Raw genomic sequence first — 22,503 nt, 5'->3', positions numbered from 1 at the left:
AGCCGTCTGGCCAGTTGTGTGGGGAGGCGGTGTCCGGCCGCCCCCGCAGGACCGGCCAGACTGTCAGACTGACCCTGACCGGCCCCCGGATTCGCCCCCAGACTGGCGCCCGGACACGCCCCCAGACCGGCCCCCTGGCCGGGATCAGCCGCGCAGGATCAGCGTTGCCGCGTCAAATTCCTGGCGCTTGTAGGCGCGGATGCGGCTTGCCTCGGCGTCCTCGCCCCACAGTTCCGCGTTCCAGTCCTCGTCCACATGGGCTGCCGCCCAGATCTGGTCCGGCGTCGAGACGCCACGGGCCAGCAGCAACGCCAGAACGGCAGAGCCGGTGATCGTCGTCACGGTGTGCAGGGCCGCCAGTTCGAGCGGGGAGACGGTGCCGACGAGGGCGCGGTAGGCGGCTGTCAGCGCCGGATCCTGCGCCACATGCAACACGCCGCCGGCGAGCCGGAAGCGGTGTCCGAGCAGGCCGGAGGCCGCCTCCAGCAGCGGATCCCAGGTCAGGCGCTGGCGTTCGGCCAGACGCTCGGGCTCCTCGGCGCGGTAGCACAGGGCGTCGTTGCCGGCATAGCGGGCGATCTCGTCGGCCACCTCGGCAAACCGCTGCGACACGGCGTCGATGGCCGCATTGGCGAGCCGCGTGAGCGGCATCAGGCCGGGGTTGATCACGCTCTCCTGCGCCGCCCACTCGGCAGCCGCAGCCTCCGCGAGCGGGCGCGAGGGCAGCAGGAAGGGCTTGCGCGCCGGCGTCTTGACCTGGCGGCCGTCCAGCGTCACCGCGAAGCCCCCGTCGGTCTCGGCGACGGCAACCTCGGTGTAAAAGCGCTTCGGAAGTTCCCGGCGCGAGAGTTCCTTGGCCCGCTCGACCGGATCATGCCTTGCCAGATCGGCGTGGATTTCCTCGAAGAGATCGCGCATCAGATGGTCTCCACACTCCAGCCCAGCTGCGCCGACAGCGCGCGGTCCAGCTCGTCAAACGTGTCGATAACGGCACCAGCTCCAGCGTCAAGGAGCGCGGTGCGGTCGTGATAGCCCCAGCTGACGCCAAGCGCCAGCGCCCCGGCAGCCCGGGCCATCTGCATGTCGAAGCTCGTGTCGCCGACCATCACGGTGCGCAGGTCCTCCGCGCCGGTTTCCGCCATGGCGCGCAGGACCATGTCGGGATGCGGCTTGGACGGGCTGGTGTCCGCCGTCTGGATGGTCACGAAGCGGCCCTCAAGCCCGTGCACCCGCAGCATGTGGTCGACACCCCGCCGCGCCTTGCCGGTGGCAAGGCCGAGCAGCACGTCGTCCCGCCGTGCCAGCCGGTCCACCGCCGCGCGCGCCCCCGGATAGAGCGGATCGAAATCGAGACCGGCCGCCCGGCGCTCCTGCTTGGCAGCACGATAGGCTGCCGCCATTCGCGCCACCTTGTCCTGGTGATCGGCGCCGGCGAGCTGGGCGAAGGCCCGCTCGAGCGACAGGCCGACAATGGAAAGTGCCTCGCGCCGCGACGGCATCGGCAGCCCAACCTCGGCAAATCCGACCTGGAGGCCGTGCAGGATGGTCTCCTGACTGTCCACCAGCGTGCCATCACAATCGAACAGGATGAGAAACATGCGTCCGTGGTCCATTCCGACGGCAGCCCCGCTGCCGTGCCGCGTGCGGTCCCTGTCCGCCGCCGGCGTCAGTCGATCTCGTCCTGCTCCTCGACATAATCGGCCACATCGAAGCCGAGCAGGTTCCAGGTCTGCTGCATGTGCGGCGGCAGCGGCGCGGAGACGTCGATCGTCCCGTGTCCCGAGGGATGGGGGATGATGATGCGGCGCGCCAGCAGATGCAGCCGGTTCTGGATGCCGCCGGGCAGCTCCCAGTTCTCGACGTTGAAATACTTGTCGTCACCGATGATCGGATGGTGGATGTGGGCGGCGTGGGCGCGCAGCTGGTGCGTGCGGCCGGTGACGGGCTTCATCGTCACCCAGCTGAGCTTCTGCGCCGACTGCTCGACCACGTTGTAGAGCGAGACGGCATGCTGCGCCTCGTCCTCGCCGTGGCGGGCGATGCGCATCCGCTCCTCGCTCTCGTCGCGGGCGAGGAAGGTGGAGATGCGGCCCTGCCGGGGCTTCGGCACGCCGGCGAGCATCGCCCAGTAGATCTTGCGGGTGTTGCGGTGGCGGAAGGCCTTGGTCAGCTCCTGCGCCGCCTGGCGGGTCTTGGCCACGAGGATGATGCCGGAGGTCTCGCGGTCGAGACGGTGGACCAGACGCGGCTTGTTGCCCTTGCTGTCGGTGAAGGCGTCGAGCATGCCGTCGAGATGCCGCTTGAGGCCCGAGCCCCCCTGCACGGCAAGGCCGGCCGGCTTGTTCAGCACAATGACCATGCTGTCCTCGAACAGCATCATGTCCTCGACGGCCTTGCGGTCATCGTTGGTGAGCTTGGTCGACTTCGGCCGGGCATTCATGCGGTCATCGGCCTTGAGCTCGATGCCCAGCGGCGGGATGCGCAGCACCTGGCCGGCCAGAAGCCGGGTCGAGCTGTCCGCACGCTTGCCGTCGACACGCACCTGGCCGGTGCGCAGCAGCTTCTGCAGATGCCCGAAGCCAAGGCCCGGAAAATGCACCTTGAACCAACGGTCGAGGCGCATGCCGGCCTCGTCGGAGGAGACGGTTTTCTGTTCGATGCCAGACATATGGATCTCATCATGACGTGGCCGGTGCGCCAGGCGCAGGCCGTCCGTCGGGATTGTGCCGAGTGTCGCAGCCGGACGCGGAAAAAGCGATCCCCGGCCGCAGACAGTCACAATCTTCTGTCGTTGCGCCCCTCATAAGCGCGCCGGGGCGAATTGGCAAAGGAAATCCGCGAAAACCCGGATCAGCCGGCCGCCCGCACGAGCGCAAGGCCGGCGGCCAGCGCCAGCACCGAGACCAGCACGGAGGCAAGCGCATACAGCAGCGCCAGCGCGGTGTCGCCCCGCTCCCACAGGAGCACCGTGTCGAGCGAGAAGGCGGAAAAGGTGGTGAAGCCGCCGAGGATGCCGGTTGCCAAGAACAGCCGCAGGCCGGCCCCCGCCCCGCCCGCCTGCCGCGCCAGCCAGCCGACGAACAGCCCCATGAGCAGCGAGCCGATCACGTTGACGGCCAGGGTCGCGAAGGGAAAGCCGCTGCCGAGCAGCCGCGGCAGGTGGACATTGGCCGCATGCCTGAGCCCGGCACCGATGCCCCCGCCAATCATCACGAGAAGATAGTCCATCACCCTGCCCTGCCCCTGAGGACCCGCGACGCGCCCGCCTGCGAGCTTTGCCACAGATTTCGCACCGGGCAAACCGGGCAGATCCCGCAAGACCTCACGCCGCCCCGGCCTCGCCCCCGAGACGGGCTTCGATCAGCGCCTCGACGGCCGGGATGAGCTGCGGATCCGCCGTCAGGAACGGCCGCTCCTCCTCGAGGATCGCAAGGAACAGGCGACGGCGCAGGCTGCGGATCTCCGCGTCCCCAAGGCGGCGCGCCTGGATGGACGAACGCACGATGGCCACCAGCCGGTCAGCCGCCGTCAGCCGGCCCCAGAGATAGTCATGCTCGCGCCAGCTGCGGTTGAAGAAGGCACCGAAGGTGTTGAGCGCGGAGCCCTTGAGCACGAACCCGTCTTCCAGCAGGGAACTGGCATCGCGCGGGCTGATGCGGTCGACCAGCGTCTCGTTGACCTCGGAAAAGTCGCTGCGCTGGAACACGGGCAGCGTGACAAGGTCGTAGAAGGCAAAGCCGACATAGGCCCGCGTCAGCTCCTGGCGCAGCGCCGGCACGAGATAGGTGTAGGTCATGACGGCGAAGACGTCGTCCTGCAGCCGGTCCTGCGCCAGAAGGCCCATGTGACGGGACACCTGGTCGAGGAGGCCGGCGAGCAGCTCGGCGTCGATGTGATCGCCGTGGACGGCGAGCCCTGCCGCCGCCTCGGCCACCGGGGCCGGATAGGTGTCCGCCGACCAGCAGCTCTGCAGCCGGTCGATCTGCTCGTACAGCTCCCGCTTCAGGGCGTCGAGATCATCGGGCTTCTGGATGGCGATCTCGTGGGTGCGCGACTGGTAGAAGCTGTTGAGCTTGCGCACGACGAACCGCAGGCGCCGGACGCGGTAATCGACATCCAGCTGCTTCAGGAAGGCGATGATGCGCTCCGGCCTCGGGCCGGCGCTGCCGCGCCCCTGCCCACCTGCCCCCGACGGGGTACCATCGGTGCGGGCAGCCTCGCGCAGGTGAAGGCGCAGGGCCTCCAGCACGTCATCCTCGCGCAGGAGCACGCCGCCCCGGGCCGCCAGCGCCACCAGGAGGCCGGCAATGCGCTCGGCCAGTGCCTGCAGCTTCAGGGTCTGGTAGCCCAGATAGGCATAGCCGGCCTGCCGGTGCGCCGCCTCGTTCGCCGCCGTGCGGCACTGGGTCAGCTCCTCGATGGTCAGCGGTGCATCGCGCCCGTCCGGCAGGATGCGCCCGACCTCGCGCTCCACCATCGGATCCGTGTCGGCGATGACCTCGGCCAGCCGCCGCGCCCGGCGGTTGCGCGCCTCGATGGAGCGCAGGTCGTCGCCGATCGGCTCGTTGCGGGGAATATGGGCCAGCGATGACAGGATGACGCGAAAGAACCCGGGCACACTGTCCCCGTCCGGCAGGCGGTTGCGGTCACCGCCATTGGGCACCGGGTCGACATAGACCAGCCGGCGCGCCACCTCGCGGGTGGCCGGGCGCTCGCCGATGGCCGTGATCACCGGCCCGAAGGGCTTGTTCATGACGACGCTGCCGTCCACGAAACTGCGGCGCAGCAGATCCTCCTCGGTGCCGCCGAGGATGCCGCCAAGGAAGGCCATGCGCGTGTCCCAGCCCTCGCCGCGCGCCGCCAGCACCCGGTCCATCTCGCCGATGGTGGCCGGCGGGAAGGCTCCGGGAAAGCTCGACGTTGCCCGTGCGGCAAAGACATTGCCCGGCGCGTGGGCCGGCGAAAGCTGGCTGTCGAGCACACCGGGCGTGCGGTGATGGCAGGCGAACTTCAGGATGCGGCGGTGCTCGCGTTCCTCGATATAGGCCGGCTCGTCGATGCGGATGCGCTGGCTGCGGCCGAAATAGTCGGTGAGCGTCACGAACAGCTCGAGCGTCTGGCCGTTGGGGACCAGCGTCGCGCCGGGGCGAAACTCCCGGTCCATCTCGCGGCAGGCATCCAGCATCCAGCCGATGTAGCGCTCGCCGGAGAACGGGGGCGTGAACCAGCGCGACTGGGTGAGCAGGCGCAGCTTCTCCCGCGTCTCGGGACTGTCGATCTGCGCCTTGAGGCCGGAGGTGATCATCCGGTCGAGCACGGGCGACATGCCGCTCTTCAGGATGCGGGTGAGCCCGTCCTGCGGCTGGGCCAGCCGGGTGACGTCGGCATTCTCCAGCCACAGGCCGCGGTGCGCATCAAGCGGCAGGTCATGCGCGATGGCGCGGGCCAGCATGACGCCGTTGACGCCGCCGGCCGAGGCCCCGGCGATGGCATCGACCACGACCCGCACGTTGATGTCCGGGTCATAGGCCTGGAGCAGGGCAATGTAGGCCCGGGTCGAGGGCGACAGCCGCGTGCCGGCCGCGTCGGTCTCCGCCGCCAGCGGATCGCGCAAGCCCCGGCAGCTCGATGCCTTGACGAGATTGAGGATTTCGCGGCTGACGCCGTGCATGTAGATCGCCAGCGACACGCCGCCGTAGAAGACCAGCGCCAGGCGGATCTCGATCTGCTTCATCCTGTCCCCCCGATCCCACGCAGGGTCGCCGTCAGGGTGGCGCCACACCGGCCTCCGCCCCGTCCGGTCTCCCGCGCCGCGCCGCCAGGGCAGCGCCCGCGCGAATGACCCTCCTCCTCCTCCATCATGGTTTCATGACGGCCCTTTCGGCTTTGCTAAGATGCCGGCTTGCCGGGACGGGGTCGACAGGTCGGGGCCGGGCCCCAGGCTGCGATCGGACCCGGGACGGGAGACGGGCCCGGGTGCGGGCCCGCCGGGCGCGTCAGGTGTGGCCGCGCTCGCGGCGCAGGCGCGCCCAGTAGTCCAGACGCTTGCGGATCTCCCGCTCGAAGCCGCGTTCCGGCGGATCGTAGAAGGTCTGCCGCCCCATGCTCTCGGGGAAGTAGTTCTGCCCCGAGAAGGCATCCGGGGCGTCGTGGTCGTAGGCATAGCCTTCGCCGTAGCCTTCGGTCTTCATGAGCTTGGTCGGCGCGTTGAGGATATGCTTGGGCGGCAGCAGCGAGCCATTGGCCTTGGCCGCGCGGACAGCCGCCTTATAGGCGACATAGACGCCGTTGGATTTCGGCGCGGTGGCGAGATAGACGACGCACTGGGCGAGCGCCAGCTCCCCCTCCGGCGAGCCCAGCATCTGGTAGGCATCGCGTGCGGCATTGGCCTGCACCAGCGCCTGGGGATCGGCCAGACCGATGTCCTCGACCGCCATGCGCACCAGCCGGCGGGCCAGGTAGAGCGGATCCTCGCCCCCGTCCAGCATTCGGCAGAACCAGTAGAGTGCGGCGTCGGGATCGGAGCCGCGCACCGACTTGTGCAGGGCGGAAATCAGGTTGTAATGGCCGTCCTGGCTCTTGTCGTAGATCGGCGCGCGCCGCTGGACGATGTCCTGCAGCCGGGCCGCATCGAAGACCTCGCCCGGTTCGGCCGCCCGCCAGACGTCTTCGGCCAGCGTCAGCGACGCCCGCCCGTCCCCGTCAGCCATGCGGACGAGCACGGCGCGCGCGTCCGCGTCGAGGGGCAAGGGGCGGCCCTCCTCCGCTTCCGCCCGCGCCAGCAGCCGGCCGATGGCCTCCGCATCAAGGGACCGGAAGGTCATGACATGCGAGCGCGACAGGAGCGCGGCATTCAGCTCGAAGGAGGGGTTTTCCGTCGTCGCCCCGACGAGCGTGATGGTGCCGTCCTCCATCACCGGCAGGAAGCTGTCCTGCTGGGCGCGGTTGAAGCGGTGGATCTCGTCGACGAAGAGCAGCGTGCCGCGCCCGCCCATGCGGCGGGCCCGCGCCGCCTCGAAGACCTTCTTGAGATCGGCAACGCCGGAGAAGATCGCCGAGATCTGCTCGAAGCCGAGATCGGTCGCATCGGCCAGCAGGCGCGCGATCGTGGTCTTGCCGGTGCCCGGCGGCCCCCAGAAGATCAGCGACCCGAGGGTCCGCGTCCGCAGCATGCGCGACAGCGTTCCGTCCGGCCCGAGCAGGTGATCCTGGCCGACCACATCCTCCAGCCGCCGGGGCCTCAGACGGTCCGCCAGCGGCCGCGGTCCGGCAGGCGGGGCAGCGGAGGCAAAGAGGTCGGTCATGGCTCAGCCGCGCAGCACGATGCGCGAGATCTCGCCGCCACGCTTGATCTCGAGCCGCCACAGCCGCGGCTGACGCCGCGCGGCGCGCTCGAGGCCCGCCGTGGTCTCGACGCGCTCCTCATTGACCGAGACGACGATGTCGCCGATCTGCAGCCCCACTTGGGCGGCCGGAGACCCTTCCGCCACCTCGGTGATGACGACGCCCTCCTCCAGCACCTCCAGACCGATCTCCTCGGCCACGGCCGGCGACAGGTTCATGACGGTCGCGCCCTCGAAGGGCGAATAGGTGCGGATGACACGGGCGTCGCGCGGCGTCGTCTCCGGCGCGGCCACGAGCGCCACATCGGCAGTGGTGTCCCGTCCCCCGCGCTGGAGCGTGAAGGTCGAGGTGCCGCCGAGCGTCTTGGTGGCGAAGCGATAGCCGAAGGAATCCGGGTCGAGCACCTCGGCGCCGTCAACGGCGGTGATCAGGTCACCGACCTTGAGACCGGCGCGCGCCGCCGGCGAGCCGGCAAAGACGCGGGTGACCAGCACGCCGCGCGGCCGGTCAAGTCCGAGGCTTTCGGCGATCTCGGCGGAGACGACCTGGACTGTGGCCCCGAGCCAGGGCCGCTGGATCTTGCCGGCCGTGATGGCGGAATTGGCCACGAAACGGACCATGTTCGCCGGAATGGCAAAACCGATGCCGTTGGACCCGCCGCCGCGCGAGAAGATGGCGGTGTTGATGCCGACGAGCCGGCCCTGCATGTCGACCAGCGCACCGCCCGAGTTGCCCGGGTTGATGGCCGCATCGGTCTGGATGAAGAACTGGTAGTCCGTGATGCCGACGCGCGTGCGCGCAAGGGCGGACACGATGCCCTGGGTCACCGTCTGGCCGACACCGAAGGGATTGCCAATGGCAAGCACGATGTCGCCGACCGCCAGCGAATCCGAATCGGCGAACTCCACATTCGGAAAGTCGCCATCGCCCTCGCGGATGCGCAGCACCGCGAGATCGGTCCGCTCATCCTTGAGGATGATGTCGGCATCGAACTCGCGCCGGTCGGACAGGGCCACCCGCACCTCGTCCGCATCCTTGATGACATGGTGGTTGGTGATGATGACACCATCGGCCGAGATGATCACGCCGGAGCCGAGGGAGGATTCCATGCGCTGGCGCGGCCGGTTCGCCCCCGGGATCTGGTCGCCGAAGAACCGGCGGAAGAACGGATCGTCGAAGAAGGGCGAGACCGGCTGCTGCACCATGCGGCTGGCATAGACGTTGACCACGGCCGGCGCCACGGTCTTGACGATCGGGGCGAAGGACAGGGTGATCTGAGCCTGGGTCGCCGGAACGACGCGTTCCTGGGTCAGGGCCTGGGCGAAAGCTGCCCCGTGGCCGGGGGGCTGCAGCGCGGCGGCAAGCGTCAGCACGGTCGCACCGGCAACAAGGCCGGCCGCACGGGCCAGACGGTTCAGACCGGTCGCAAGCGGTTCGGGCAGCCCCATGGCATTCCTCCATCCAGAACGACGAATCCGGCCGCGAGGGCCGGATCCGATACATGCCAGATAGGAAGCGGGCGGCGCAATGCCAAGCGCCGGCCGGGCCGATCAGGCGGAGCGCACCTGGGCGAGAAAGGCGCGAACCTCCTGGTCCAGATGGCTCGCCTGCTTCGACAAGTCCTCGGCCGAGGCCACGAAGCCCGTCGCCGCGCTGCCCGTGCGGTCGGTGACCTCGTTGACGCGCCGGATGTTGCTGGTGACTTCCGCCGTGCCGCGCGCGGCGCGCTGGGTGTTGTTGGCGATGCCCTGGGTCGCCGCACTCTGCTCCTCGACGGCGGAGGAGACCTCGGTCACCGACATGGTGATGTCGCGGATCGTCTCCTGGATCTCGCCGATGGCTGTCACCGCATCGTCGGTGGCGGCGCGGATGGCGTCGATCTGCTGCTGGATCTCGCCGGTGGCGCGACCCGTCTGGGAGGCAAGCTCCTTCACCTCGGAGGCCACGACCGCAAATCCGCGCCCCGCCTCCCCGGCCCGGGCTGCCTCGATGGTGGCATTCAGCGCCAGCAGGTTGGTCTGGTCGGCAATGTCGGAGATGAGCGTCACCACCTCGCCGATGCGGTTGGCGGCCTCCGCAAGCGACAGGACGGTCTGGTTGGTCGCCTGGGCCCGCACGGTGGCCGTCTGGGCCACGGAGGACGAGCGGTGGATCAGCTCGCTGATCTGACGGATAGAGCCGGAGAGCTGGTCGGATGCGGAGGCAATCGACTGCACCTCTTCCATGGCCTGGTTGGACATGTCGGCCGCGCGGGCGGCACTGTCGCCAGCGACGGCGGTGAGCTGCTGCACGTCGCGCGCCGCCCCCTGCAGCGACTGGGCCGAGTGGGACACGGCATCGACCACCTTGCCCACCGTCGCCTCGAACTCGCTGGCCAGATTGGCAAGCAGGGCCTTGCGCTGCTGACCGATGCTGCGACCACGGGCGGCCTCTTCCTGCGTGCGGCGCTCCTGCTCGGCAGCCGCATTCTCGCGGATCGCCACGACGGCACGGCCGATCTCCCCGATCTCGTCCCGCCGGCGCGCCGCGGAGATGTCGGCGTTGAGGTTTCCGGCAGCGATGGACTCCAGCGCCTTGACCAGCAGCGACAGCGGCCGGGTGATGCTCAGCGCAAAGACCAGCGCGATGACACCGGCCACGGCCAGGGTGATCAGCGTCCACATCATCATCCGGTCGCGCATCGCGGTCACGCCAGCCATCGCCTCGGCCTGCGACTTCTCGGCAACCACGGCAAAGGTCTTGCCCATGAAGGAGACCGGACGGGCCACGACGATCCGGGTGACGCCGTCATCGCCGGTCACCTCGCCGAAGCCGTCGCCCCCCGACAGCGCCGCCATCACCGGCGCCGAGCTGTTGCGGGCAACGAGGGCGGTCGGCTGGGCGGACAGCGGCATGTTCGACAGGACGACACCGCCCTCGCCGACCAGATAGCTCTGCCCGGTCTCGCCCATGCCCTCCCGGTCGGACAGGATGCGGTCAATCAGCTCGGTGCCGATGCGCATGGCCATGACACCCATGAACTTGCTCTCGCCGAAGGCCTCGACGAACACCGGCTCGGCGACGAAGAACGAGGGCGCATTGCCGGCCGCCGCATAGGGCGCGACCTCGGTCATCACCTGCCCGCCGGCCGACTGGGCCGCCGCCGCCGCAACCGCCTTGGCCAGACCCGACCCGGCCAGCGCCGGATCCTGCACGCTCACAAGGAAATCGCTGCCCTTGGTCACCGAATAGAGCACATAGCCATCCGGCAACACGCCGTAGATGTCGCCGTAGCCCCCGAGCTTCCAGGTGTTCATGAAGGCGGGATGCAGCTCGCTGTGCCGCCAGGAATACATGGTCTTGTTGTCGGAGCCGGTGCGGGACGCCCGGGTGGCAGCGTCCGCCCCCTGGGGCTGGTAATACTCGCGGATCGCCGGCAGGTCGGCCTCGATGTTGACCCGCGTCCCGGCGAGATCCTTCATCAGCAGCGCCGCACCGGCGCTGGTGGCCACGTTGGTCAGATCGGCCTCGACACCGGCAAACCGGGCATCCAGGAGGTCCTGCCGGGACTTGGCGATGAGCTCCAGCTCGGATTTCGCGGCCGCCTCGAGCCCGTCGCGGCCGGTGTGATAGCCGATCACGCCAACCGCCGTACAGGCAGCAAAGACCAACCCTAGCGTGAGACCGGGAATGATTACGGACAGTCGACGCAGACGGCTCGATCGCTGCGGCACATTGCTAGATGCAGACATGTAGTCCCAACCCCACTGACAAGAAGTGGGGCGAGAATGTGCCCTGCAACCTTAACAACGCGATAACGCGTTCCTCGTGCGGAAGTGCCAAAACATCTTCGCACAAGACTGGACGCGGAAAAGAAAAAGGCGGGCCGAAGCCCGCCTTTGACACTCACCGAAGCCGGTGAAACTTACGCAGCGTTCTCAGCAGCCTGCTCGGCAGCGACGCGGGCGCGGTCGGCGGCACCGCGGGCGCTCTGGTCGCGATCGACCAGCTCGATCACGGCCATCGGCGCGCTGTCGCCGTAGCGGAAGCCCGCCTTGACGACGCGGGTGTAGCCGCCGTTGCGCTCCTTGTAACGCGGAGCCAGCGTGTCGAACAGCTTGCGGACCATCTCGACGTCGCGGATCTGCGAGATCGCCTGACGGCGGGCATGCAGGTCGCCGCGCTTGCCGAGCGTGACCAGCTTGTCCATGATCGGCTTCATCTCCTTTGCCTTCGGCAGGGTGGTGATGATTGCCTCGTGTTCGATCAGCGACGCTGCCATGTTGGCGAACATCGCGTTGCGGTGGCTCGATGTGCGGCCGAGCTTGCGGCCGGATTTCCCGTGGCGCATGGCCCTCTCCTTTTGACTTTAGACTTCAGGCGGCGCGTGCGACGCGTCGCGCCTGGTTGAACCTTGACCGGGGCGCTTGCGCCCTCAGTACTGATGATCTTCGTAACGCTTGGCGAGATCCTCGATGTTCTCCGGCGGCCAGTTCGGCACGTCCATCCCCAGGTGGAGACCCATCTGGGCGAGAACTTCCTTGATCTCGTTGAGCGACTTGCGACCAAAGTTCGGAGTGCGCAGCATCTCTGCTTCGGTCTTCTGGATGAGGTCGCCGATGTAGACGATGTTGTCGTTCTTGAGGCAGTTTGCCGAACGAACGGACAGCTCGAGCTCGTCCACCTTCTTGAGCAGCGCCGGGTTGAACGCGAGTTCCGGGACGGTGTCCTCGGCCACTTCGCGCTTGGGCTCCTCGAAGTTGACGAAAATCGACAGCTGGTCCTGCAGGATGCGGGCGGCATAGGCCACGGCGTCATCCGGCTTCACCGATCCATCGGTTTCCACGGTCAGCGTGAGCTTGTCGTAGTCGAGAACCTGTCCTTCACGGGTGTTTTCCACCTTGTAGGACACCTTCTTGACCGGCGAGTACAGGCTGTCCACCGGGATCAGGCCGATCGGCGCATCTTCCGGACGGTTCCGGTCGGCCGGGACATAGCCCTTGCCCGTGTTGACCGTGAACTCCATGCGGATTTCAGCGCCCTCGTCCAGCGTGCAGAGCACGAGATCCGGGTTCAGCACCTCCACGTCGCCGACGGTCTGGATGTCGCCGGCAGTGACGACGCCCGGACCCGCCTTGCGCACGACCATGCGCTTCGGACCCTCGCCTTCCATGCGGATGGCGATTTCCTTGACGTTCAGGATGATGTCCGTCACGTCCTCGCGCACGCCCGGGATCGAGGAGAACTCATGCAGCACGCCGTCGATCTGCACCGCGGTGACGGCAGCGCCCTGCAGCGAGGACAGAAGGATCCGGCGCAGGGCGTTGCCCAGCGTCAGACCGTAGCCCCGCTCCAGCGGCTCGGCGATCACGGTGGCGACGAAACGCGGGTTCTCACCCGGCTTCACCTCCAGCTTGTTCGGCTTGATCAGCTCTTGCCAGTTCTTCTGAATGGTCACGTTCTTACCCCTTCGGCTGTCCCGCTGGACCTAGTGCCAGCCATTCTTCGCCATTGGAGGAAACCAATATCCAAGACGTGAGGTCTCAGACGCGACGACGCTTGCGCGGACGGCAGCCGTTGTGCGGGATCGGCGTGACGTCACGGATCGACGTGATCAGGAAGCCAGCGGCCTGAAGCGCACGCAGCGCGGACTCACGGCCCGAACCCGGACCACGGACCTCGACTTCCAGGGTGCGCATGCCATGCTCGGCCGCCTTGCGGGCGGCATCCTCGGCGGCAACCTGCGCGGCATACGGGGTCGACTTGCGCGAGCCCTTGAAGCCGAGCGCGCCGGCCGACGACCACGAGATCGCGTTGCCCTGGGCATCGGTGATGGTGATCATGGTGTTGTTGAACGTGGAGTTCACGTGAGCGACGCCAGAAGAGATGTTCTTGCGTTCGCGGCGACGCACGCGCGTCGTGTCCTTAGCCATAGTCTGTCCTTACTTTCGATATCTGCACCGCCGTAGTGCCGGCGGCTCCACCAGCTGATGCGCCGGATTACTTCTTCTTGCCGGCGATCGGCTTCGCAGGGCCCTTGCGGGTCCGGGCGTTCGTATGGGTGCGCTGACCGCGGACCGGCAGGCCACGGCGATGACGCAGGCCGCGGTAGCAGCCGAGGTCCATCAGGCGCTTGATGTTCATCGCGGTCTCGCGACGCAGGTCACCTTCCACGAGGTAGTCGCGGTCGATGGTCTCGCGGATGGCGAGGACTTCGGCGTCAGACAGCTGGTTGACGCGACGGTCCGCAGCGATGTTCACCTTCTCGATGATTTCCTGCGCGAACTTCGGGCCAATGCCGTGAATGTACTGAAGCGCGATGACCACGCGCTTGTTCGTCGGAATGTTGACGCCAGCAATACGTGCCACGATCGTCTCCATGTTTGGCAGCCACAAGGCTGCCCCGTTGCAATTCCCCGCGTCCGGTGGAGCCCGGCCCTTGCGGGAGTGAGGTGGCTGGTTGCTACCAGCACAGAATGTGCCGACCCCGATTCTGGCGGGACCGGCACATAATCTTTTGGATTAGAGCGCGTCGTTTAGCGGGTCTCAACGCTTTCGTCAAGCTTTGCGAGAACATCCGCAATGGCCGCGCTGACATCGTCGATCGGCATCATGCCGTCGATCACGGTGAGCAGGCCACTCTTCTCGTAGAAGGGAATGACCACCGCCGTGTCGCGGTTGTAGGCCTCGAGGCGCTGCTTGAACACCTCCGGGTCGTCATCCTTGCGCACCGGCTGACCGGCGGCCCGGGCCTCGTCGGCGCGGTTGATGATGCGCGACACCAGCTTGCTCTGGTCCACCCGCAGCTCGATCACCGCATCAAGACCGATGCCGTTCTCCGACAGCATGTCCCGAAGCGCCTCGGCCTGGGCAATCGTCCGCGGAAACCCGTCGAGGATGAACCCCTTGCGGGCATCCGCCTCGCCGATGCGGTCGCGGATGATCCCGACGACAATGTCGTCGGACACCAGACCACCGGCATCCATCACGGCCTTGGCCTTGAGCCCGACCGGCGTGCCGGCCGCAACTGCAGCGCGGAGCATGTCCCCGGTCGACAGCTGCGGAATGCCATGCTTTGCAACCAGACGGGTCGCCTGGGTCCCCTTCCCCGCGCCAGGTGGTCCGACCAGAATAAGCCTCATCTCCGCTTCCCCCTCAGCTTCGCCTTCTTCACAAGTCCTTCATACTGGTGCGCAAGCAGATGGCCCTGAATCTGGGAAACGGTATCCATCGTCACACTTACGACGATCAGCAGCGAAGTCCCTCCGAAATAGAACGGAACGCCGGTCGCGGAAATTAGGAATTCGGGTAAGAGACAGACGGCGGTGATGTAGATCGCACCGACGACGGTCACGCGGGTCAGGACGAAGTCGATATACTGCGCCGTCCGTTCGCCAGGGCGGATGCCCGGAATGAACCCGCCGTGCTTCTTCAGGTTGTCGGCCGTCTCGGTCGGATTGAACACGATGGCCGTGTAGAAGAAGCAGAAGAACACGATCATGACCGCATAAAGGATCATGTAGAGCGGCTGGCCGTGGCCAAGCAGCGCCGTGATCGTGGTCAGCCATTCGTTGCTCGACCCGCCGGCCGAGAAGCCGGAAATCGTGGCCGGCACGAGCAGCAGCGACGACGCGAAGATCGGCGGGATCACGCCGGCCGTGTTGAGCTTCAGCGGCAGGAACGAGGTGTTGCCCTCGAACATCTTGTTGCCGACCGTGCGCTTCGGATACTGGATCAGCAGCCGACGCTGGGCCCGCTCCATGAAGACGATCAGGGCGATCACGACGATGGCGAGCACGATCACCATCAGGATGATCCAGGTGGCCAGCGCGCCCTGGCGGCCGAGCTCCAGCGTGGAGACGATGGCCGTCGGCAGGCCCGCGACAATGCCGGCAAAGATGATCAGCGAGATGCCGTTGCCGATGCCGCGCGAGGTGATCTGCTCACCCAGCCACATCAGGAACATGGTGCCGCCGGTCAGGGTGATCACCGCGGAGATGCGGAAGAACATGCCCGGATCGGACACGACATTCGCAGCCCCTTCAAGGCCGACGGCAATGCCATAGGCCTGCACCACCGCCAGCAGCAGCGTGCCGTAGCGGGTGTACTGGTTGATGACCTTGCGGCCCTGCTCGCCTTCCTTCTTCAGCGCCTCGAGCGACGGAACAACCGTCGTCATCAGCTGCATGATGATGGAAGCCGAGATATACGGCATGATGCCGAGGGCAAAGATCGCCATGCGCTCGACGGCACCGCCGGCGAACATGTTGAACATGCCGATGATGCCGGACTGGGCCTGACTGAAGGCCTGGGCAAATGCGTCCGGGTTGATGCCTGGCAGCGGAATGTAAGTGCCAAGCCGATAAACCAAAAGCGCCCCCAGCGTGAACCAGATGCGCTTCTTGAGTTCTTCAGCCTTCGCGAAAGCCGAGAAATTTAAATTTGCCGCGAGTTGTTCGGCAGCCGATGCCATGCCCTGCTCCGGATTTAGCTGTCGGAATACGGGGGGAAGCCCAGGCCTATTCGGCCTGAGCTCCGAGAACGACAACCTTGCCGCCGGCCTTTTCGACCGCTTCGATCGCCGACTTGGACGCGCCAGCGATCTCGAAGGACACGGCAGCCTTCAGCTCGCCATCGGCCAGCAGACGGACGCCGTCGCGCAGGCGCTTCAGCACGCCGGCAGCCTTCAGCGCCTCGACGGTCACGACCGCCTTGGCATCCAGCTTGCCTTCGTCAATCGCCTGCTGGACACGGCCGAGCGAGACGATGTTGAAGTCCTTGGCGAAGATGTTGGTGAAGCCACGCTTCGGCAGGCGCCGATGCAGCGGCATCTGACCGCCTTCAAAGCCCTTGATCGCCACGCCGGAGCGGGACTTCTGGCCCTTGACGCCGCGGCCACCGGTCTTGCCCTTGCCGGAACCGATACCGCGACCGACGCGGGTGCGGTTCTTGGTGGCGCCGGGATTATCCCGAAGATCATTGAGGTTCATTGATCTGTCTCCTGCCCTATCACGCTTCGTCGACGACGCGGACCAGGTGCTGGACCTTGTGGATCATGCCGCGAACCGCTGGGGTGTCTTCCAGCGTCGAACGGCGGTGCATCTTGTTCAGGCCGAGACCGATCAGGGTTGCCCGCTGATCCGCCGGACGGCGGATCGGGCTGCCGATCTGTTCGACCGTAATGGTCTTTTTGGTGTTCGCCATGGAACTACCCCTCGTTCACTTGGTGAGCGGAGCGCCGAGGATCAAGCCTCGGCGCCGGCCGCCACCGTGTCATCGTTGTCACGGCGACGCGCCTGGATCACCGACACCTTCAGACCGCGACGGGCCGCGACGGAGCGCGGGCTGTCTTCGCGGGTCAGGGCGTCAAAGGTGGCACGCACCATGTTGTAGGGGTTGGAGGACCCCAGCGACTTCGCCACAACGTCCTGCACGCCGAGCGTCTCGAAGACGGCGCGCATCGGGCCACCGGCGATGATCCCGGTACCGGCCGGAGCCGCACGCAGGATCACCTTGCCGGCACCGTGACGGCCTTCGACGTCATGATGCAGGGTCCGGCCTTCGCGCAGCGGCACGCGCACCATGGCACGCTTGGCTGCCTCGGTTGCCTTGCGGATGGCTTCCGGCACTTCACGTGCCTTGCCATGACCGAAGCCAACGCGGCCCTTCTGGTCACCGACGACGACGAGCGCGGCAAAGCCGAACCGGCGGCCACCCTTGACCACCTTCGCGACGCGGTTGATGTGCACGAGCTTGTCGACGAATTCGCTGTCGCGCTCTTCGCGATCGCGCTCCCGCATGTCCTGTCTCGCCATTGTATTTGTCTTCCGTTCTTCAGAGCGCCAACGGGCGCTGGTCAGAATTCAAGTCCGCCCTCGCGGGCCGCATCAGCGAGCGCCTTGACGCGCCCGTGATACTGGTACCCGCCACGGTCGAACACGACCTGCTTGACGCCAGCGGCGAGTGCGCGCTCGGCGACAAGCTTGCCGACAGCAGCCGCAGCTGACACGTCGGCGCCCGTCTTCAGGCTGCTCCGCAGATCCTTTTCGATCGTAGAAGCCGAGGCAATGGTGTGCCCCTTCTGATCGTCGATGATCTGGGCATAGATCTGCTTCGACGACCGGAATACAGAGAGACGCGGACGACCGTTCGCGACCTTCTTGATCGAACGGCGCACACGATCGCGACGACGCTCGAAAGCAATTTTGCTGTTCGCCATGATCCGGTTCCGTTACTTCTTCTTGCCTTCTTTGCGAACGATGTACTCGCCCGCATAGCGGATACCCTTGCCCTTGTACGGCTCGGGACCACGATACTCACGGATATTCGCCGCGACCTGACCCACCACCTGCTTGTCGATGCCGGAGATGAGGATTTCCGTCGGCTTGGGGCACTTGATTTCAATGCCGGCCGGGATCTCGTAGACCACGTCATGCGAATAGCCGAGAGCCAGCTGAAGATTGCTGCCCTGGACCTGCGCACGATAACCCACACCGGTGATCTCGAGCTTGCGCTCGAAGCCCTGGCTCACACCGGTCACCAGGTTCTGGACCATGGTCCGCGACATGCCCCACATGGCACGCGCGGTCTGGGTCTTGCTCACGGGCTGCACGCTGATGCCGCCCTCATTCACTTCGGCCGTCACGTTGTCGTTGAGCACGAGGGACAGCTGTCCCTTCGGGCCCTTGACCTCGATCGTGCGGCCGTTGATCGTTGCCGTTACCCCGCTCGGCACGGGGACTGGCTTCTTGCCAATGCGAGACATCTGATCAACCTTGTCACAAACAATAGGATTACCCCGCCGCGTCAGAAGACGCGGCAGAGAACCTCGCCACCAACATTTTCTTCCCGCGCCTGATGGTCAGCCATGACACCGCGCGGAGTCGACAGGATCGACACGCCCAGGCCATTTGCCACGTGCGGGATGTTCTTCACCGACGAGTACACCCGGCGGCCCGGCTTGGAAATCCGCTCGATCTCGCGGATGACCGGCTGGCCGTCGAAGTACTTGAGTTCGATCTCGAGCTCGGACTTGCCGCCCTCGAATTCGACCGTCGAATAACCCCGGATGTACCCTTCCTTGGCCAGGACATCAAGTACATGCTGGCGCAGCTTAGAGTTCGGCGTGGAAACCTTGCTCTTGCCGCGCATCTGCGCATTCCGGATGCGGGTGATCATGTCACCCAACGGATCGGAAATCGCCATCGCAGCCTCTCCTTACCAGCTCGACTTGACCAGGCCCGGGATCTTGCCCAGGGAGCCCAGTTCACGCAGCGCAACGCGCGACATCTTCAGCTTCCGATAGAAGCCGCGCGGACGGCCGGTGACTTCGCACCGGTTCCGGATACGGCTCGGAGCCGAGTTGCGCGGCAGGGCAGCAAGCTGCAGACGTGCCGCGAAACGGTCTTCCAGAGACAGGGTCTCGTCGTTGGCCTTAGCCTTGAGAGCTGCACGCTTGGCGGCATACTTCTTCACAAGACGTTCGCGCCGCTTGTTCTTCTCGATCGCGCTCTTCTTCGCCATCGTTGTTCCTCGTTCCTTTCCCGTATGTCCGCGTTACTTGCGGAACGGGAAGTTGAACGCGCGCAGCAGCTCGCGCGCTTCGTCATCGGTCTGGGCACTCGTGCAGACCACGATGTCCATGCCCCAGATCTGGTCGACCTTGTCGTACTCGATCTCGGGGAACACGATGTGTTCCTTGATGCCCATGGCGTAGTTGCCGCGACCATCGAAGCTCTTCGGGTTCAGGCCCCGGAAGTCACGCACGCGCGGCAGCGCGATGGTGATCAGCCGATCCAGGAACTCGAACATCTGCGCCCGGCGCAGGGTGACCTTGGTCCCGAGCGGCATGCCCTCACGGACCTTGAAGGTCGCGATGGACTTGGTCGCCTTGGTGATCACCGGCTTCTGGCCGGCGATGAGCGCCAGGTCTTCCGCCGCGATCTTGACCTTCTTGCTGTCACCGACGGCCTCGCCGACGCCCATGTTCAGGACGATCTTCTCGAGACCCGGGATCTGCATCGGGTTCTGGTAGTTGAACTTTTCCTGCAGCTGCTTGCGCACGACGGTCTCGTAGTGCGTCCTCAGCCGCGGCACGTAGTTGGTCTCAGCCATCGATCAGGTCTCCCGAACGCTTGGCCACACGGACCTTACGGCCATCTTCCAGAACCTTGAACCCGACGCGGGTCGGCTTGCCGTCCTTCGGATCGGCAACCGCCAGGTTGGACAGGTGGATCGGGGCTTCCTTGGCCACGATGCCTGCTTCCTGGGTCTGCGTCTGGCGCTGATGGCGGCGAACGACGTTCACGCCGCGCACCAGGGCCTTGTTGTCGCTCGGCAGCATCTGCAGCACGACGCCGGTCTTGCCCTTGTCACGACCGGCGAGCACGACAACCGTGTCGCCTTTTTTAATTTTCGCAGCCATCAGAGCACCTCCGGCGCGAGCGAAATGATCTTCATGTGGTTCTTTGCACGGAGCTCGCGCGGCACCGGCCCAAAGATACGGGTGCCGATCGGCTCCTTGTTGTTGTTGACCAGGACCGCCGCGTTGCGATCGAACCGGATCACGCTGCCGTCGGGACGACGAATGTCCTTCGCCGTACGCACGACGACCGCCTTCATCACGTCGCCCTTCTTGACGCGGCCGCGCGGAATAGCTTCCTTGATGCTGACGACGATGATGTCGCCAACGCGGGCATACTTCCGCTTCGAGCCGCCGAGCACCTTGATGCACATGACACGACGGGCGCCGGAATTATCCGCCACGTCGAGGTTTGTTTGCATCTGAATCATGACTTGGCCGCCTTATTCTATCCACGACGCTCCTGCCACGGGCGCCGGATGCTCAAACAGGCCCGTGGTCAGCTGACCACGGTCCAACGCTTCATCTTCGAGATCGGCGCGCACTCTTCGATCTGAACGGTGTCGCCAACCTGGCACTGGTTGTTCTCGTCATGCGCCCGATACTTCTTCGAGCGGCGGACGGTCTTCTTCAACAGCGGGTGCGTGAAGCGACGCTCCACCTTCACCGTCACCGTCTTGTCATTCGCGTTGCTGACAACGGTGCCCTGCAGGATGCGTTTCGGCATTGTCGTCTCCTTACGCGCTTGCGCCCACGCGCTTCTCGCGCATGATCGTCTGGATCCGGGCAATGTCACGGCGGATCTGCCGGACGCGACCGGTGTTCTCGAGCTGACCCGTTGCCTTCTGGAAGCGCAGGTTGAACTGCTCCTTCTTGAGGGCTTCGAGCTCCGTGCGGAGCTCGTCGAGGGTCTTGGCCCTTACATCATTTGCCTTCATGGCTCAATATCTCCTCGACGGCCTTACTCGGCGATCCGCTGGATGAACCGGCACTTGATCGGCAGCTTGGCAGCGCCAAGACGCATGGCCTCACGTGCGATTTCTTCGGACACACCGTCGATCTCGAACATGATACGGCCCGGCTTCACACGGCAGGCCCAGTAGTCCGGAGCACCCTTACCCTTACCCATGCGGACTTCCGCCGGCTTGGAGGACACAGGGACGTCCGGGAAAATCCGGATCCACACGCGACCCGCACGCTTCATGTAGCGGGTGATGGCACGACGGGCTGCCTCGATCTGGCGCGCGGTAACACGCTCCGGCTCCAAGGCCTTGAGGCCGAACTCGCCGAAGTTCAGGTCAGTCCCGCCCTTCGCGAGGCCATGGATGCGGCCCTTGTGCTGCTTGCGGAACTTCGTTCGCTTCGGTTGCAGCATCGTTTTTCTCTCGTTTCCTGGCGATGCAACGCTGCCTTATCAGGCAGCGCGCTCGCGACCCCGATCACGATCACGGCGCGGGCCGCGATCACTCTGATTCGCATCCGAGCTGTCGTTCGCCCGGCGCTCAGACGCCATCGGATCGTGCTCGAGGATCTCACCCTTGAAGATCCAGACCTTGACGCCGCAGGCGCCATAGGCGGTGTGGGCAGTCGCTGTGCCATAATCGATGTCGGCGCGCAAGGTGTGCAGCGGCACACGGCCTTCACGATACCACTCCAGACGGGCGATTTCCGCACCGCCCAGACGACCGCCGCAGTTGATGCGGATGCCCTGGGCGCCGAGGCGCATCGCAGACTGGACGGCGCGCTTCATCGCACGGCGGAACGCCACGCGGCGCTCCAGCTGCTGGGCGATGGAGGCAGCCACCAGGTTCGCGTCGATTTCCGGCTTGCGCACTTCAACAATGTTGATGTGCACTTCGGCGTCGGTGATCGAGGCAAGCTTCTTGCGCAGCTTCTCGATGTCCGCACCCTTCTTGCCGATCACCACGCCCGGACGACCGGAGTGGATGGTGACGCGGCACTTCTTGTGCGGGCGCTCGATGACGATCTTGGACACCGCCGCCTGCTTCAGCTCGGTCATGAGGTATTCGCGGATGCGGAAGTCCTCATGCAGCAGCTTGCCGTATTCGCCCTTGTTGGCGTACCAGCGCGAATCCCAGGTGCGGTTGATCCCGAGGCGCATGCCGATCGGGTTAACTTTGTGTCCCATCAGGCAGTCTCCTCGACTTCACGGACAACGATGGTCAGGTTCGAGAACGGCTTCTCGATCCGGCCAGCACGGCCGCGAGCGCGGGCGTGGAAGCGCTTGATGACGAACGCCTTGCCCACATGGGCTTCGGCGACCACCAGACGGTCCACGTCCAGGTCGTGGTTGTTCTCGGCATTCGCAATCGCCGACATCAAGGTCTTCTTGACGTCGCCGGCGATGCGCTTGCGGGAGAACGTCAGGTCCGCGAGTGCGGAACCGACCTTCTTGCCGCGGATCGCAGCCGCCACGAGGTTCAGCTTCTGCGGCGACACGCGCAGCATGCGTGCGATCGCCTTGGCCTCGTTGTCGGCGAGCGTCCGCTCACGCTTCGGCTTGCCCATCGTTACTTCCTCTTCGCCTTCTTGTCGGCGCCATGACCGTAGTAGGTCCGGGTCGGCGAGAACTCGCCGAACTTCTGGCCGATCATCTCTTCAGACACCAGCACCGGGATGTGCTTCTGCCCGTTGTAAACGCCGAACGTCAGGCCAACGAACTGCGGAAGGATGGTCGAACGGCGGCTCCAGGTCTTGATGACCTCGTTGCGGCCGGACTCACGAACCTTGTCCGCCTTCTTCAGCAGATACCCGTCGACAAACGGACCTTTCCAGATCGAACGTGTCACGATCCGTAC

The 22,503-nt window shown here is 65.9% G+C and carries 30 protein-coding genes; all 30 read right to left on the bottom strand.

The genetic code is table 11. The features are described 5' to 3' along the window. Positions 1-144: 144 nt before the first annotated feature. The 30 genes from GWI72_RS03650 to rpsS all read right to left on the bottom strand — a co-directional run bounded on the left by GWI72_RS03650 (position 145) and on the right by rpsS (position 22,494). Entirely contained in the window at positions 145-918 is a 774-nt protein-coding gene (locus GWI72_RS03650; RefSeq protein WP_161675684.1) for an ATP12 family chaperone protein, read from the bottom strand. Next, the gene (locus tag GWI72_RS03645) at positions 918-1,598 is read right to left on the bottom strand and encodes an HAD-IA family hydrolase (protein WP_161675683.1); all 681 of its coding nucleotides are present in this window, start codon (positions 1,596-1,598) and stop codon (positions 918-920) included. Before GWI72_RS03645 ends, GWI72_RS03650 begins: the two co-directional genes overlap by 1 nt. 68 nt (positions 1,599-1,666) lie before the next feature. Continuing rightward, the gene (locus GWI72_RS03640) at positions 1,667-2,668 is read right to left on the bottom strand and encodes an RluA family pseudouridine synthase (RefSeq protein ID WP_161707875.1); all 1,002 of its coding nucleotides are present in this window, start codon (positions 2,666-2,668) and stop codon (positions 1,667-1,669) included. A gap of 182 nt (positions 2,669-2,850) precedes the next feature. Then, positions 2,851-3,231, bottom strand: coding sequence for a fluoride efflux transporter CrcB (crcB, locus tag GWI72_RS03635; RefSeq protein ID WP_161707874.1), 381 nt, complete (start codon positions 3,229-3,231; stop codon positions 2,851-2,853). Between the two features lie 91 nt (positions 3,232-3,322). Next, positions 3,323-5,734 (bottom strand): patatin-like protein, encoded by a 2,412-nt coding sequence (locus tag GWI72_RS03630; RefSeq protein WP_161707873.1) that lies wholly within the window; start codon positions 5,732-5,734, stop codon positions 3,323-3,325. Between the two features lie 262 nt (positions 5,735-5,996). Beyond that, on the bottom strand, positions 5,997-7,304 hold the full coding sequence (locus tag GWI72_RS03625) for a replication-associated recombination protein A (protein ID WP_161707872.1): 1,308 nt from the start codon (positions 7,302-7,304) through the stop codon (positions 5,997-5,999). A 3-nt stretch (positions 7,305-7,307) separates the two neighbouring features. Next, entirely contained in the window at positions 7,308-8,792 is a 1,485-nt protein-coding gene (locus GWI72_RS03620) for a DegQ family serine endoprotease (protein ID WP_161707871.1), read from the bottom strand. A gap of 102 nt (positions 8,793-8,894) precedes the next feature. After that, positions 8,895-10,964: a methyl-accepting chemotaxis protein gene (locus tag GWI72_RS03615; RefSeq protein ID WP_208995765.1), complete on the bottom strand. Its 2,070-nt coding sequence runs from the start codon at positions 10,962-10,964 to the stop codon at positions 8,895-8,897. Positions 10,965-11,248: 284 nt separating this feature from the next. Continuing rightward, positions 11,249-11,674, bottom strand: coding sequence for a 50S ribosomal protein L17 (gene rplQ / locus GWI72_RS03610; RefSeq protein WP_161675677.1), 426 nt, complete (start codon positions 11,672-11,674; stop codon positions 11,249-11,251). Positions 11,675-11,758: 84 nt separating this feature from the next. Beyond that, entirely contained in the window at positions 11,759-12,781 is a 1,023-nt protein-coding gene (locus tag GWI72_RS03605) for a DNA-directed RNA polymerase subunit alpha (protein WP_161675676.1), read from the bottom strand. Positions 12,782-12,866: 85 nt separating this feature from the next. Next, positions 12,867-13,256 (bottom strand): 30S ribosomal protein S11, encoded by a 390-nt coding sequence (gene rpsK, locus GWI72_RS03600; RefSeq protein WP_161675675.1) that lies wholly within the window; start codon positions 13,254-13,256, stop codon positions 12,867-12,869. A 67-nt stretch (positions 13,257-13,323) separates the two neighbouring features. Further along, the gene (gene rpsM, locus GWI72_RS03595) at positions 13,324-13,692 is read right to left on the bottom strand and encodes a 30S ribosomal protein S13 (protein ID WP_161675674.1); all 369 of its coding nucleotides are present in this window, start codon (positions 13,690-13,692) and stop codon (positions 13,324-13,326) included. 167 nt (positions 13,693-13,859) lie between these two features. Beyond that, positions 13,860-14,465 (bottom strand): adenylate kinase, encoded by a 606-nt coding sequence (locus GWI72_RS03590; RefSeq protein ID WP_161675673.1) that lies wholly within the window; start codon positions 14,463-14,465, stop codon positions 13,860-13,862. Then, entirely contained in the window at positions 14,462-15,796 is a 1,335-nt protein-coding gene (secY, locus tag GWI72_RS03585) for a preprotein translocase subunit SecY (RefSeq protein WP_161675672.1), read from the bottom strand. Before secY ends, GWI72_RS03590 begins: the two co-directional genes overlap by 4 nt. 46 nt (positions 15,797-15,842) lie before the next feature. Further along, a complete protein-coding gene (gene rplO, locus GWI72_RS03580; protein WP_161675671.1) occupies positions 15,843-16,313 on the bottom strand; it encodes a 50S ribosomal protein L15 in 471 nt (156 codons plus the stop codon). A gap of 19 nt (positions 16,314-16,332) precedes the next feature. Beyond that, positions 16,333-16,527, bottom strand: a complete 195-nt coding sequence (rpmD, locus tag GWI72_RS03575) for a 50S ribosomal protein L30 (RefSeq protein ID WP_161675670.1) — start codon at positions 16,525-16,527, stop codon at positions 16,333-16,335. Between the two features lie 41 nt (positions 16,528-16,568). Next, complete coding sequence (rpsE, locus tag GWI72_RS03570) at positions 16,569-17,138, bottom strand: 30S ribosomal protein S5 (RefSeq protein WP_161675669.1); 570 nt, start codon at positions 17,136-17,138, stop codon at positions 16,569-16,571. 41 nt (positions 17,139-17,179) lie between these two features. Next, the gene (rplR, locus tag GWI72_RS03565) at positions 17,180-17,542 is read right to left on the bottom strand and encodes a 50S ribosomal protein L18 (RefSeq protein WP_161675668.1); all 363 of its coding nucleotides are present in this window, start codon (positions 17,540-17,542) and stop codon (positions 17,180-17,182) included. A 12-nt stretch (positions 17,543-17,554) separates the two neighbouring features. Next, positions 17,555-18,088 (bottom strand): 50S ribosomal protein L6, encoded by a 534-nt coding sequence (gene rplF / locus GWI72_RS03560; RefSeq protein ID WP_161675667.1) that lies wholly within the window; start codon positions 18,086-18,088, stop codon positions 17,555-17,557. A gap of 41 nt (positions 18,089-18,129) precedes the next feature. Further along, the gene (gene rpsH / locus GWI72_RS03555; protein ID WP_161675666.1) at positions 18,130-18,528 is read right to left on the bottom strand and encodes a 30S ribosomal protein S8; all 399 of its coding nucleotides are present in this window, start codon (positions 18,526-18,528) and stop codon (positions 18,130-18,132) included. A gap of 12 nt (positions 18,529-18,540) precedes the next feature. Continuing rightward, complete coding sequence (rpsN, locus tag GWI72_RS03550) at positions 18,541-18,846, bottom strand: 30S ribosomal protein S14 (RefSeq protein ID WP_161675665.1); 306 nt, start codon at positions 18,844-18,846, stop codon at positions 18,541-18,543. A 33-nt stretch (positions 18,847-18,879) separates the two neighbouring features. Further along, complete coding sequence (rplE, locus tag GWI72_RS03545) at positions 18,880-19,437, bottom strand: 50S ribosomal protein L5 (protein WP_161707870.1); 558 nt, start codon at positions 19,435-19,437, stop codon at positions 18,880-18,882. Continuing rightward, positions 19,430-19,747, bottom strand: coding sequence for a 50S ribosomal protein L24 (gene rplX / locus GWI72_RS03540; protein WP_161675663.1), 318 nt, complete (start codon positions 19,745-19,747; stop codon positions 19,430-19,432). Before rplX ends, rplE begins: the two co-directional genes overlap by 8 nt. Further along, a complete protein-coding gene (gene rplN / locus GWI72_RS03535; RefSeq protein ID WP_013652493.1) occupies positions 19,747-20,115 on the bottom strand; it encodes a 50S ribosomal protein L14 in 369 nt (122 codons plus the stop codon). The genes rplX and rplN overlap by 1 nt, the downstream gene beginning before the upstream one ends. A 68-nt stretch (positions 20,116-20,183) precedes the next feature. Then, entirely contained in the window at positions 20,184-20,411 is a 228-nt protein-coding gene (rpsQ, locus tag GWI72_RS03530; RefSeq protein ID WP_161675662.1) for a 30S ribosomal protein S17, read from the bottom strand. Between the two features lie 10 nt (positions 20,412-20,421). Then, positions 20,422-20,622, bottom strand: a complete 201-nt coding sequence (rpmC, locus tag GWI72_RS03525; protein WP_161675661.1) for a 50S ribosomal protein L29 — start codon at positions 20,620-20,622, stop codon at positions 20,422-20,424. A 23-nt stretch (positions 20,623-20,645) separates the two neighbouring features. Continuing rightward, complete coding sequence (gene rplP, locus GWI72_RS03520; protein ID WP_161675660.1) at positions 20,646-21,059, bottom strand: 50S ribosomal protein L16; 414 nt, start codon at positions 21,057-21,059, stop codon at positions 20,646-20,648. A gap of 39 nt (positions 21,060-21,098) precedes the next feature. Continuing rightward, positions 21,099-21,833 (bottom strand): 30S ribosomal protein S3, encoded by a 735-nt coding sequence (rpsC, locus tag GWI72_RS03515; protein ID WP_161675659.1) that lies wholly within the window; start codon positions 21,831-21,833, stop codon positions 21,099-21,101. Beyond that, positions 21,833-22,213 (bottom strand): 50S ribosomal protein L22, encoded by a 381-nt coding sequence (rplV, locus tag GWI72_RS03510; RefSeq protein ID WP_161675658.1) that lies wholly within the window; start codon positions 22,211-22,213, stop codon positions 21,833-21,835. The genes rpsC and rplV overlap by 1 nt, the downstream gene beginning before the upstream one ends. A gap of 2 nt (positions 22,214-22,215) precedes the next feature. Continuing rightward, a complete protein-coding gene (gene rpsS, locus GWI72_RS03505; RefSeq protein WP_161675657.1) occupies positions 22,216-22,494 on the bottom strand; it encodes a 30S ribosomal protein S19 in 279 nt (92 codons plus the stop codon). Positions 22,495-22,503: the final 9 nt, after the last annotated feature.

The organism is Pannonibacter sp. XCT-53 (assembly GCF_009915765.1).
Classification (GTDB): Bacteria; Pseudomonadota; Alphaproteobacteria; order Rhizobiales; family Stappiaceae; genus Pannonibacter; species Pannonibacter tanglangensis.
This window is presented reverse-complemented; position numbering and strand designations above follow the sequence as displayed.